This window comes from Vulcanococcus sp. CPBay_Sum15L08_68 (genome assembly GCF_017855895.1).
Classification (GTDB): Bacteria; Cyanobacteriota; Cyanobacteriia; order PCC-6307; family Cyanobiaceae; genus Vulcanococcus.
The window spans coordinates 1-12641 of record NZ_JAFMFX010000049.1 but is presented as its reverse complement, the minus strand read 5'-3'; the positions used below and the strand labels follow the sequence as shown (position 1 = coordinate 12641).

General features: G+C 62.5%; 10 protein-coding genes. 3 read left to right on the top strand and 7 right to left on the bottom strand.

What is annotated here, in order from left to right; translation table 11 throughout:
* The coding region (gene glpK, locus QZ189_RS08415) for a glycerol kinase GlpK (RefSeq protein ID WP_296421524.1) at positions 1-1418 on the top strand (1418 nt) is incomplete at its 5' end.
* Positions 1399-2961 carry an FAD-dependent oxidoreductase gene (locus tag QZ189_RS08410; protein WP_296421523.1) on the top strand — a complete coding sequence of 521 codons (1563 nt, stop codon included), beginning with the start codon at positions 1399-1401 and terminating at the stop codon, positions 2959-2961. The genes glpK and QZ189_RS08410, both read left to right, overlap by 20 nt.
* Here the strand turns inward: QZ189_RS08410 and QZ189_RS08405 are convergent.
* Both QZ189_RS08405 and stpA read right to left on the bottom strand, forming a co-directional pair.
* Positions 2871-4619 carry an alpha-amylase family glycosyl hydrolase gene (locus tag QZ189_RS08405; RefSeq protein WP_296421522.1) on the bottom strand — a complete coding sequence of 583 codons (1749 nt, stop codon included), beginning with the start codon at positions 4617-4619 and terminating at the stop codon, positions 2871-2873. The two genes, QZ189_RS08410 and QZ189_RS08405, sit on opposite strands and share 91 nt — an antisense overlap.
* 62 nt (positions 4620-4681) lie before the next feature.
* Entirely contained in the window at positions 4682-5887 is a 1206-nt protein-coding gene (gene stpA, locus QZ189_RS08400) for a glucosylglycerol 3-phosphatase (RefSeq protein ID WP_296421521.1), read from the bottom strand.
* Between the two features lie 79 nt (positions 5888-5966).
* Between stpA and QZ189_RS08395 the strand changes: the two genes are divergently transcribed.
* Positions 5967-7487, top strand: coding sequence for a hypothetical protein (locus QZ189_RS08395; RefSeq protein ID WP_296421520.1), 1521 nt, complete (start codon positions 5967-5969; stop codon positions 7485-7487).
* A 6-nt stretch (positions 7488-7493) separates the two neighbouring features.
* Here QZ189_RS08395 and QZ189_RS08390 read toward each other — a convergent pair whose 3' ends face one another.
* The 5 genes from QZ189_RS08390 to ggpS form a co-directional block, all read right to left on the bottom strand.
* Entirely contained in the window at positions 7494-8480 is a 987-nt protein-coding gene (locus tag QZ189_RS08390; protein ID WP_363155589.1) for an ABC transporter ATP-binding protein, read from the bottom strand.
* A gap of 88 nt (positions 8481-8568) precedes the next feature.
* Positions 8569-9360, bottom strand: coding sequence for a carbohydrate ABC transporter permease (locus tag QZ189_RS08385; RefSeq protein ID WP_010317097.1), 792 nt, complete (start codon positions 9358-9360; stop codon positions 8569-8571).
* Positions 9360-10250 carry a sugar ABC transporter permease gene (locus tag QZ189_RS08380; RefSeq protein ID WP_296415107.1) on the bottom strand — a complete coding sequence of 297 codons (891 nt, stop codon included), beginning with the start codon at positions 10248-10250 and terminating at the stop codon, positions 9360-9362. The genes QZ189_RS08385 and QZ189_RS08380 overlap by 1 nt, the downstream gene beginning before the upstream one ends.
* A complete protein-coding gene (locus QZ189_RS08375; protein ID WP_296415106.1) occupies positions 10251-11507 on the bottom strand; it encodes an ABC transporter substrate-binding protein in 1257 nt (418 codons plus the stop codon).
* A 5-nt stretch (positions 11508-11512) separates the two neighbouring features.
* A partial coding sequence (gene ggpS, locus QZ189_RS08370; protein ID WP_296421518.1) for a glucosylglycerol-phosphate synthase occupies positions 11513-12641 on the bottom strand: 1129 nt, incomplete at its 5' end.

Here is a 12641-nt window from a genome sequence, read left to right as displayed (position 1 = left end):
TGCCGCTTGCCATCCACTACCCGGATGATGGTTGGGTCGAGCAGGACGCCTCCGCGATCTGGCAGAGCCAGCTGGAGGCGATGGCCCTACTGGAGCAGCGCCTCAGTCCAGGGCAACGGGCAGCAGTCAGGGCCTGCGGCATCACCAATCAGCGCGAAACCACCACCCTCTGGCGACGCAGCACCGGCGAACCCTTCGGCCCGTCCCTGGTCTGGCAGGACCGTCGGACCGCATCGATCTGCGGGGATTGGAAGCGCCAGGCGGCGGCGGATCAGTGGCAGCGCCAGACGGGACTTGTTCTGGATCCTTATTTCAGCGCCAGCAAGATCGCTTGGATGCTGCAGGCCTATCCCGAGGCCCGGCAGGCCCTGGCTGGCGATGACCTCTGTTTTGGCACTGTCGATAGCTGGTTGCTCTGGCAGCTGACCCGCGGAGCGCAGCACGCCACAGACATCAGCAATGCCAGTCGCACGCTGCTGCTGGACCTGGAGCAGCTCTGTTGGCTGCCGGAGGCGGTTGAACGCGTTGGTCTGAGCCTGAAGGCGTTGCCCGACTTACGACCCACCCGCAGCTCGTTTGGGGTGATCGCTGAGGGCCTTCCCTTTGCCGGTGTGCCGATCACGGCGATGCTCGGTGATCAACAGGCCGCCAGCTATGGCCAGTTCTGCAGGCAACCCGGCCAGGCCAAGTGCACCTACGGAACCGGTGCCTTTCTGGTCGTGAATTGCGGGCAGCAACCCCAGCGCGCCGCTGGTGGCCTGCTGAGCACCGTGGGTTGGAGCAACGCCGACGGCAGCACGACCTACTGCATTGAAGGCAGCTTGTTCAATGCAGGAACGGTCATCCAGTGGCTGCGCGATGGCCTCGGGATCATTCGTGAGTCCGCCGAGGTCGACGGGTTGGCCTCCAAGGTGGCCAGTGCGGGCGAGCTGATGCTCGTGCCGGCCTTCACCGGCTGGGGCTCTCCCCATTGGGACCCCAATGCCAGAGGGTTGTTGATCGGCATGACCCGTGACACCGGTGCACCGCAGATCGCCCGGGCTGCCCTCGAGGGGATTGCCTTAGCCGTCACCGGACTGCTGCGCGGTGCGGCCGAGGCCCTTGGCGCTCCCCTGCGCACCATCGCCGTTGATGGCGGGGCGGCGGCCTCCGCTGTCTTGCTTCAGGCCCAGGCCGACAGCGCCGGCGTTGAGGTGGTGCGTCCGGCCAATTTGGAGTCCACCGCCTTGGGGGTGGCCCTGATGGCCGGTGAGGCCGTTGGAGTGGTCGACGATCTCGAGGCCATTGCCAGCTCGGTGAGGGCTTCCTCGACCCAGGTGAGCCCTCAGCAAACGGAGGCGCAACGGGAGCGCTGGTTACGCCGCTGGGACCAGGCGGTTGAACGTTGTTTGGAGTGGCATGGCGATGCAACCGTTTGATCTGTTGATCATTGGTGGGGGGAGCAGTGGAGCCTCCCTGGCCTACGAGGCCGTTCGCCGCGGATTGCGGGTGGCGTTACTGGAGGCGGGTGATCCAGGCCAGGGCACCAGTTCCCGGAGCACGAAGTTGCTCCATGGCGGCGTTCGCTACCTGGAGCTGGCCTTCAAGCAGCTCGATGCCGCCCAACTGAAATTGGTGCGGGAGGCCCTGGCGGAGCGCCAGTACTGGATTGATCAGGCTCCTTTTTTGGCCCAACCTCTGCGTATTGCCCTACCGACCCAGGGGCCCATTGAGCAGGCCTATTACCGGATGGGGCTGGGGATGTATGACCTCCTCGCGGGAGCGGCCGGCCTCGAACCCAGTCGTGGCATCAACCGCCAGCAACTGCAACGCTCCCTGCCAGGCCTGGACCCCAAGCGCCATGGCGCCGTTCTCTACAGCGATGGTCAATTTGATGATGCGCGCCTGAATCTGTTGCTCTTGCTCACGGCTGAGGCGGCCGGAGCCGTGGTTCAGCGGGACTGCACGGTCGTTGGTTTCGAGCAGGAGCAGGGCCAGCTCACGGGTGTCACAGCGCGTCAGGCCGATGGTGCGCTGAACCACTGGTCAGCCCGCTGTGTGGTCAATGCCACAGGCATCCAGGCCGACAGCTTGAGGCTGCTGGCCGACCCGCAGTGCAGTCCACGCCTTCTGGTCAGCCGGGGGGTGCACCTTGTGCTCAGCGAGCCGTTGTGTCCAGAGGGCGTCGGCCTGCTGATCCCTAAAACCAGTGACGGCCGCGTGATGTTCGTGCTCCCCTTCCAAGGCAGAACACTGGTTGGGACCACCGATTCACCTTGTCCAGTCGATGAAGCCACCTCCGTCTCCGATGCGGAGGAGGCGTTCCTGTTGGATCACCTACGCCAGTGGTTCCCAGGGCAACCCAGCTTCTCGGTGTCCAGCCGCTGGGCCGGCGGTCGCCCTCTGATTCAGCCGGACTCTGAGCGCGGCAGCAGCAAGGTGGTTCGCGAGCACGAAGTCGAACAGCTCGATTGTGGGCTGATCAGCTTGCTTGGGGGCAAGTGGACCACCTGCCGGGTGTTGGCGGTCGATGCCCTCAAGGCCATCGCCCAACAGTTGAATCGAACCCTCCCGGCCCCTGAGCCCCTGCCCCTGCTTGGAGCCGCTCAGTCCCCCGAGCAAACCGACGCTGAGCTCGCCCAGCTCGCTCAGCACTTAAAGGGTCTACTGCCGGACGGCGAACTCCAGGCCCGGCAAATTGACCACCTCATCTCCAGTTATGGCCTTCGAGCAGAGGCGGTCCTGAACGAGGCCATGGAGCTGTCTGAGCGGAAACCGCTCAGCAGCGTGGTTCCCGTTTGCCTGGCGGAGTGGCGCTACAACATCCGCTTGGAGTGGGCCCGCTCGGCAGATGATCTGCTGCAGCGGCGCAGTCGCATTGGCTTTTTGGATCAGGCGGAAGCGGAGCGGCTGACTCCAGCGGCCGAGTCGCTGTTGCTCGCCAGTTCCATGTCGCCGATCAGCCACCAGCCAAAGCCATAGGCCTGGAGGTAGACAAACCATTCGGAGCTGGCCTCTGGGAATTCACAGCCCCAGAGCAGCTCCCGAATCCGCTCTCCTTCCCATCGGCTCAGATCGATTTCGGTGGATGCGCCCGTACCACTGAGATTGACCGCAACGAGCACGGTCATGGCTTCGCAGCGGCGAATGAAGCTGACGACGCTCGGGTGATGGCTCGGCAGGGGTTCAAAGTCGCCGTGCTTCAGGGCAGGCAGCAGTTTTCGGCTGACCAGCATGTGCCGATGCCAGTTCAAAAGCGACCCCTTTAGAGACTTTTGAACTTCAACATTGATCACGCGGTAGTCGTATCCAGGTGCGGTGATGGGCGGCAGCACCAGCAGGGGATCTGGAGCACTGGAAAAACCGCCATTGCGATCCGGGCTCCAGGCCATGGGCGTTCGGTTGGGGTCACGGTCCCTCAGTCCCGGCCAATCCCCCATCCCGAGTTCATCGCCGTAATAGACGCAGGGCATGCCCGGCAAGCTGTAAAGCAGGGCATGAAGGGCCATGTTGGGTCTGGGATCTCCGTTTAAGAGCGGTGCCAGTCGTCGATTGATTCCCCAGTTCAGCCAATGGCCATGGGCAGCAGGCAGACCATGACGCACCCAGTGAATGACCTCGTCGGGCACCAGGTGGCCATCGCCCAGCCAGAGCTCATCGTGATTTCGCAGCGGTAGAGCCCAACTGCGGCCGCAGTCCAGGCTGCTGATCTCCTGAAGGAAGCGATTCAGGGCCTTGGTCTCCCCATGGGCGACCGAGGCGAAGAGATGGGCCGTCAAGGCAAAGTTGAAGGCCGCGTGCAGCTCGCCATCCTCCAGGTAGGGCATGGCTTCTTGGACCGGCTGAATCGCTTCTGCCAGGAGCAGAACGTCTCGACCGGGGTTGGCCTCGCAAAAGGCATCGACGCGCTGACGCAGGGTCTTCAAGAAGGCATGGGTTTCCGGTAGTCCTTCACACCGGGTCCCCTCGCGCTCAAACAAAAACGGAATGGCGTCCAGGCGAAATCCATCAATGCCGCGTGCCAACCAGAAATCAACGACCTGGAGTACCGCCTCCTGGACGGCTGGGTTGTCGTAGTTGAGATCAGGTTGGTGATGCAGAAAGCGATGCAGGTAGTACTGCTGCGCTATCGGATCCCAGGACCAATTGGAGTCCTCGAAGTGTCGAAAGAGGACTGGGGCATCGCTATAGCCGTCCGGGTCATCCCTCCAGACATAAAAGTCACGGTCTGGACTGCCCCGCTCCGCAAAGCGGGCCCGTTGAAACCAGGGATGCAACTGACTGGTGTGGTTCAACACCAGGTCGATCACCACCCGGATCCCATGGGCATGGGCCGCTTCGATCAGGCGGTGAAAGGCATCGAGATCCCCGAGCTCCGGGTGGATGTCGGTGAAGTCTGTGATGTCGTAGCCACCGTCCCTGAGCGGCGAGGGATAGATCGGGGTCATCCAGATCGCGTCGACCCCGAGCCAACGCAGATAGCCCAGACGCTTGGTTAGGCCCCCGAAATCACCGATGCCATCCCCATCGGAATCGCTGTAGCAACGGGGGATCAGCTGGTAGATCACCGCTCCATCCCACCAGGGATGCTGTCCCGGAGCTGGAGGCCAGGTTTGTGTCCTGCTGGCCCCCTCTGGCATCGGAACAAACGGCGACTACCTCCTTGGATAGGCCGTTCTGCTGCCGCTGTCAGCCCAACGTTTTAAAAGACGTTGTCTGCCAAATCAACAAACCACTCCACATAGGCCTCTGGCCCCCCCGGAACAAGCACATCCAGCCGCAAGGGATCCTCCGGATCACTCAGACCTTTGAGCTCTGGATCTTGGAGGCTGGGGCGATCCAGTTCCCCTCCACTGCTGTCGATCAAGACCACTCGATTGGGGGTTTCAAAGGTCTGTCCGATCTGCTGCAACAACGTCAAAAAGCCACGGTCGCTGCCCCCACGGCGCCAACCGGCTTGGTCGCCCTCCACGACCCATTCAGACGTGATCGTGTCGGCAATGCCGATCAACGTGGGCATGGTTTCTGGGGCGATGCAGTCCTCTGCCAACGCCAGCAGCCCCTCCGCTGTTCTGGGGGCGGAGCGCACGTTGAAGTCCGCGCCGAGGGGAGCTTTGCCCGTGCTCCGTTCGATGTGCTGGTTGAGGAGCACCAAGAGGCCCGCTTCCTTGACAGCGCCGCGGAGCATGAATTGGAAGTCGCTGGTCCCGCGGTGCTCAGGGCTGGCCCACTTCAGTTGTTCTTGTCCCTTGTGCTGGCCCAGGTTGGGTGCCAGGTGCACGAAAAACGAATCGGCCAGCCCCTGCTCCTGCGCTTGCTTCTCGATGTTCTGGAGCAATCCGAGGCTGAGCCGTTGCAGCTGACGTTGTTCTTCGACCTCCGGGCACAGGCCAGCAAAAAGCACATTGAGGTTCAGTGTTGGCGAGAGTTCGTTATCCAGCACGGCGGCCTGGGCAAGACGCTCCTGTTCTTCCGCTTTGGCATCCGGAGTGATCTGGCGAATGATCTCCCCCACCCCTCGGCTGAGCAGCGTGGGGACGGCCTTCAGAAACTGGAGTTCCGCTGGCGTGACTCCCGGATGGCTGATCAAGCCATGGCGGGTTTGGGATTGCACCCCGCCCGCCGCCAAGCCTGGGAGATACAAACCCTCAGCGGCCGGATCTCGTCCTGGCGCCAGGGCGCTTTCAACGAGTCGATTCACGCCGCGGGTGCTGCTGTGCTCGCCGTTGGTGAGGACGCGAAATCGATGCCCCAGCTTGGCGACTGCCTGGATGTACGCCACCGGTAGGACCCGGGTTAACGGATCGCGCACCAGCGGCATACAGACACCGTCGAGATCCTGAACGATCAGGACGTTCGGGTCGGCGCTGATCTGCTGCTTCAGTTCGATCAGGGAGAGACGCGCCATCGGTTCCTCGTCGAACGGGTTCCACCCTCCCATGGGTCCCCCTGGCCCGTAAGGATGGGGAAAGGGCCCCGATGTGATCTTGCAGAACGGTTTTTTCGAATCCAACCTGGACCCTGAACGGATCCGCCGCCGCCTGCTGGCGCTGGAGGAGGGAAAGGTCGGCTTCTACAGCGTTGGCTTGTATCCCGCTTCGCTGGCCTACAACTGCGCGATGCAAACCGATGGCTCGCGGTTGCTTCTGGCCGCGCGTCCCGGCCGTCAAATTCTCGGAGCCTTCAAGAGCGAGGAGCTCTCAGGGATGGACCCGGAGCACCGCGCCACCATGGAGCGGATGGGCACCCACGGGCAGGCCGGCCAGCTGAAGCCCAACGACCTGGGCTATTTGCTCCAGAACTGTGAATTAGTCGTTCTCAGCGCCAACAGCAACCACATCGAGGAGGACCTCCAGGAGGCCCTCAGGCTGCGCGAAGAGTTGGGGCGGGAGCATGTTGTCCTGGCCTGTCTTGCCGGTTCGTTCACCCACGATCCGATCTCCAATGAGGCCTATGTGCTGTGCCAGAAAGCACCCAACTTGGCCTTCTTCACCGGCTTCCATCGCCATGGAGCCCTGCGCAATCCCCTGGATAGCTTCACGGCAAATTTCTGCCATCCCAATGCCCTGACGGCCCTGTTGGGGGCGCGACTACTGGATCGCCTTTCCCCCAACCTTCAGGTATCTGCTGGGGTGCACAACATCGAAGGGCAATACATCAAGGCCGCAAAAAACATGGCCTCGATTTTTGCGGGCTTTGGTTACACCTTCCACAGGGACAACCCAGGCGTTCTTCCGACCCTCTTGACCCTGCTGCTGGAGCAGTGTCTCGATCAAGCGGCCACCGTCTCGATGGCGCGAACCGACCGACAACGGCTCTACCACCGCCAGCCGATTGCCCTGACGGAATTGGGTTATGGCGTCCAGAGGATTGAGGCCGCCCTAGTGCGCGATGGTGACATGGAGAAGGTCCGCGATCACACGTTCTCGCAGTTGACGGCGATGGTTGCCGATGTGCGCGGCAGCATGATGCTGCCCACCGCCGGCAGTCCGACGCGCAATTTCCAGGCGGGGGCCGTGCTCGCGAATCGCATGCGTGAGTGCGGTCGCTGCCCGGCGAATCTCGAAGAATTCGAGTCCTGGTGCGAAGACGCGGGGTTGTCCAAAGGGGGACTCGAGGGCCTGCGCTCCCTGCGCTACTGGCCCCAGATCGTCCGCCAGTACGGCATTCCGTTGCATGACGCCTCGCTGATCAACCTGCTCTACATGGCCATCTTTGGCCGGCAAAACTCCAAACAATCGGCCTTCTCGGTGATGACCGAGAGCCGTGAACTCAGCAACTACTGCCAAGAGTCTGTGCGTCCCACCCACAGCAGGCGCTATGCGGAGGCGCTTCAAAATCTCGACAACTCAGCGGCAATGGATGTCGTGGTGAGTGCCGTTGTCGCGGACTTGGCTCGCCGTTCGGGCGGTGGCGACAGCTTTGTGGACGATGAGTCCGCCAGCGCTGATGACATCCCTGCTTATCTGCAGGCCATGAATGTGATCGAAACGGTCTGGGAGGACTAGTTCCGATCAGCGGATTCGGCGGCCAGTGGCCTGCTCGAAGTGGAGTTCATGCTCCCGCCTCCAGCGCAGCTGAAGGGGCCGATCGTTGGCTTGCGCCAGCTTTGCGCTGACGCTTTGGGCATCGGAGAGCACCTTCACACTGGTGTCCCGCACTCTCCAGTGGCTGATGACGCGATCGCCAAGCCACTCCAAATGCTGCCGTTGCGCCTCCACGGCGACCTCCTGTTCGTCCTGTGGGGCCCCGGCCTCAGCCAGCGCTAAATGCTCGGGCCGCAGACCGACGAGTTCACCGGGGTGAAGCGGCAAGAGGTTGATCGAAGGGCTCCCCAGAAAACTGGCGACGAATTGGTTCTCTGGATCTTGGTAGAGCTCTGTGGCTGATCCCACCTGCTGCAGATCCCCCGCCTTCAGAACCGCGATGCGGTCCGCCAGGCCCATCGCTTCGTGTTGGTCATGGGTGACGTACACCACCGGCGCTCCAGTGCTGTGCAAGATCCCGCGCAGTTCGCCGCGCAGCTCTTCCCTGAGCTGGGCATCGAGGTTGCTCATGGGCTCGTCCAGCAGAAACAGGGCGGGCTTGCGTAGGAGCGCCCGAGCGAGGGCAACCCGCTGGCGCTGTCCTCCGGAGAGTTCGGCTGGCTTTCGATCCCGGCAGCCATCGAGTTGGAGCAGGGCCAAGACCCGCTGGACCTCTCCGTCGATCTCCGAACGGGGAACTCGCCTGAGTTCCAGTCCCAGGCTCAAGTTTTTGGCCACGCTGAGGTGGGGATAGAGGGCGTAGCTCTGGAACACCATCGCCACGTTCCGCTGAGCCGGTGGAAGGGCTGTGATGGTCTCTCCAGCCAGTTCAATCCTGCCGCTGCTGACCTGATCGAGGCCTGCGATACAACGCAGGGTGGTGCTTTTGCCGCAACCACTGGGCCCCAGCAGAGCCAGAATTTCCCCGGGAGCCACCTCCAGGTTGAGGTTCTGCAGCAGGGTCTGCTGTCCCACCCTGCGAGAGAGCTGGTTGAGAACAAGACCTGTGCGAGCAGAGCTGGAGGCGGTCATCAAGCGGTGAAGCGATCGTGATTGGTCAGGGCTAGCCCTTGATGGCCCCTTGGGTGAGGCCACTGATGATCTGCCGTTGGAACAGCAACATGATCAGCAGCAATGGCGCGCTACCTAGAACGGTGGCGGCGGCAAAGGCTCCATAGGGAACGGTGAAAATCGAGGAGCCGGCGATACGCGCAATCGCTGGGGCGAGGGTGAGCAGGTCGGACTGACTCAACCAGGTCAGGGCGATCGGATACTCGTTCCAGCAGAAGATGAAGATCAACAGTGCTGCCGAGGAGATGGCCGGAGCCATCAGGGGCAGAAGCACCCAGCGCAGGCGCTGCCAAAGGTTCATGCCCTCCATCAGGGCCGCCTCCTCTAACTCCACGGGGATATCGCGGAAAGCGGCCTGCAGCAGAAGGATGGCCAGCGGCAAACAAAGGCCGGCATAGGGAAGGCTCAGGGCCAGAAGGTTGTTCGCCAGATGAAAGTCGCGCGCCACCTGCAGTAGGGCTAAAAACAGCAGTACCGCGGGGAAGGCAGCGGCAGCCGCCACCAAGACGCTGATATTGCGAGCCCGGTGGGCCTGCATCCGGCTGAGGGCGTAGGCGCAGGGGATGGCCAAGAGCAGGGTCAACAACGTGCTGCTGAAGCCGACGATCGCGCTGTTGAGCAGATAGGTCAGAAACGGTGGATTTCCGTTGAGGAGCTGCTGGTAGTGCGCGAGGGTCCAGCCTCCACCGCCAGCCCCGGTTAGGGCTGCGGTGGGCCTGAAGGAGGTGTAGAGCTGCCAGAGCATCGGCCCGAGGCTCCAGACCAGGAGGACCAGGCGTGCCATTAGGGCTCTCCTCCCTTGATCGATAGGCGGCTGCTTGTGAACCACCAGAGACCCGCCAGGCCAGAGCAGAGCACAAGCAGTCCCGCAAAGGCACCCAGCATCACGGTGGCGCTGTAGCCAAAGTCCAGGAAGCGCATCGCATTGAGATAGGCGTAGAGGGCGAGGCTTTCCGTACTGCCTGCGGGGCCACCACCGGTCAGGACTTGCACCAGATCAAAGACCCCCAGCGCCTGGGCCAAGCGGAAGACCAGGGCGATGAGTAGATAGGGGGTCAACAGCGGAATGGTGATCCGCCAGAGGGACTGCCAGGCGGACGCCCCCTCTAATTGCGCCGCCTCATAGAGATCACGCGGAATGTTCTGCAGACCGGCCAATAGAAGTAACGCCACGAACGGAGTGGTCTTCCAGGTGTCAGCCCAGACCGTGGCAATCCAGGTGATGGAGGGGTTGGCCAGAAAGGCGACGGGAGCCACTCCGATCCAATGCAGGGCTTGGTTGATCGGGCCATAGGGATCGTTAAAGATCCAGCGCCAGCCCAGGGCCATAACAGTTGTCGGCAGCGCCCAGGGCAGGAGGCTGATCAGCCGCAAGCTGCTCTTGCCGCGTAGGGGCTGGTTCAGGAGCAGGGCGATGGCGAGCCCCAGGACCATTTCCGTCGTCACGGAGAACCCCGCAAAGCGAAGGGTCTGCCAGGCGTCCTGCCAGAAGCGACTGTCGTTCCAGAGCCGGATCCATTGGGCAGCCCCTGCCGGGATTGGCTTCAACTCGGTCAACACCGTCTGGGTGTGAACGCTCAACCAGAGGTAGTGAGCGATGGGAAGGACAAAGATCAGCGTTAGCGCCGCCAGGGCCGGCAACATCAGCCACAGCTGTTGGCGTGAGCGGAACATTTACTGCACTCCTCCCGTGGAGCGCTCCAGTTGAACGCTGTTGCGCTGCAGGGTCTCCATGGCTGGTGCCGCAGCAATCTCCCCAGCGATCACCGTGTTGACCTCGCGGTAGAGCAGGTCACTGAGCTGGGCGTAGATCGGCGTCACCGGCCTGAGCACCGCAGCAGCCAGGGCTGCCTGCAACTCCGGCAGGACTGGATTGGCGCTGATCAGCTCAGGGTCTTCAAAGACACTCAGGCGCGTCGGCGTATAGCCCCAATTGAGGTTGAGCTCTTTTTGGGCTGCTGTGCTGGTCAAAAACTGCAGGGCCTCAACGGCCGCTTGCTTGTGGTTCGAACCCGAGAGCACGGCAAGCCCCCAGCTGCCCTGGGTCGCCACGTGGGGTTCCCCGGGCAGGCTCACCATGGTGGTGATCCCGACCTTTCCGGCCAGCATTGAGCCCGGCTTGTTCAGTTCGGCCCAGGCATAGGGCCAGTTGCGCATGAAGGCGGCGTCGCCACTTTCAAAGGCCTGAAGTGCTTCTGGCTCGGCCATGTTGGCCACCGAGGGAGGCGTGACCCCGCGATTGACGAGGCTGCGGAGCCATTGGCTGGCTGCAATCGCCTCCGGGCTGTCGAGTGCAGGTGAGCCGTCACGGAGCCAGCGGCCGCCAAAACCACGGAGAACCTCCAGATAGGTGCAGCTCAGTCCCTCGTATTGGCGGCCTTGCCAGACATAGCCCCAGCGCACCCGACCTTCTTGTTGCAGTGAGGCGCTAATGGCCTCCAGCTCGGCGGGTGTTCTGGGAGGTGCGTCCATGAGGTCCGTGCGCCAGAACAGCAGACCCATGTCAGCCACCAGGGGGAAGCGCCAGAGGTGGCCATCAAAGGCATTGCCAAGCTCAGCTCCTGGGGCGAGATCGCTCAGGGCATCGTCTCCGAGCCAGCCATCGAGGGGTTCGAGCCAGCCGGCCTTGGCGTATTTCGGCGTCCAGGTGACGTCCATCAGGAGGACGTCGTAGGGACTGTTGCCAAGCAAGAGGCTGCTGATGGCCAGGTCTGAGACGGCCTCTGTTTCCAGGGGTCCCCGGGTCACCGTCAAGTCAATGTTGGGGTGCTCGCGGTTGAAGGTCTCGACAAGTTCAACCGTGGCATCCGCGAAGGGAGCCGGCATCAGGATCGAAACCGGCTCTTTGCGGGGTTGGGCCCAGAGCACAAGGCTGATGAGCAGGCTGCCCAAGAGACAGCTCAGTCCCACCAGCCAACCTCTCCGTCCCATGGCTGCTACTGAATGGCCTCGAGTTGTTCCTTGGCCCAGTGGTTGACGCTGAGCTGGTCCACCGAGGCGGCCATGGACGCCATCCGCTCCCGTTGCTCCTCGCCCGAGAGGCTGAGCGCCAGGTCGATGGCCTCATCCATGCGTCGATGGGAGTAGGGGTTGGTGAGCACCGCACCCTTCATCACCACCGATGCGCCGGTGAACTCAGAGAGGACCAGGCTTCCGCCCTGGCCCTTGCGTGCCGCCGCATATTCCTTGGCCACCAGGTTCAGACCATCGCGAAGCGGCGTGATCCAGCAGATGTCCGATGCGGCAAACCAGGCCACCATTTCCTCATAGGGAATGCGTTGGGTGGTCAACCGGATGGGCACCCAATCGATCTTGCTGAAACGACCGTTGATGCGACCGACCGTTTCTTCAATGCCCCGTTGGGTGTCCTCATAGACCTTCATGCCGGTGTTGGCTGCCACACAGGCCAAGACCAAAACCACTTGGCCATGGATGGCCTCGTTGCGCTCCAGGAGCCGTTCAAATGTCCGCAGGAGCTCTTCGTTGCCCTTGGTGTAGTCGACGCGACTCGCGGAAAGGATCAGCGTGCGGCCGCGTTTGGTATTGCTTTCGATCTCCTTGATCAGATCTTGAACGGGCTTGGAATCCCGGATGGAGCGAATCACATCCGGACTGGTGCCGACCGGTGTTGCCACGAGCTTGACGCGGTGGCCGTTGTGCTCCAGCCAGGGGGTTGCATCGGGTTGGGCCAGGGCGCTGCCGCAGGGCATGAAATGGTCGGCAATCGACGCTTTCGGTCCCTTCTTGACCGGCAGCAAGCTGGACGCCGCCCGTGCGAAATTTTCGGCGTAGCGCGGGATATGGAAGCCCACGGCGTCGCAGCAGAGCAGGCTTTCGACGATCTCCTCCCTCCAAGGCAGGATGCTGAAGACATCACTGCTGGGGAAGGGCGTGTGATGGAAAAAGCTGATCTTGACGTCGGGGCGCAGGGCCCGGATGAACCCTGGCGCTAGCCAGAGGTTGTAGTCGTGAATCCAAATGGAAGCCCCAGGGGCCGCTTCATTGCAGGCCGCCTCCGCAAAGCGTTGATTGACCTCCCTGAAGGTCTGCCAGTCCGCGTTATTG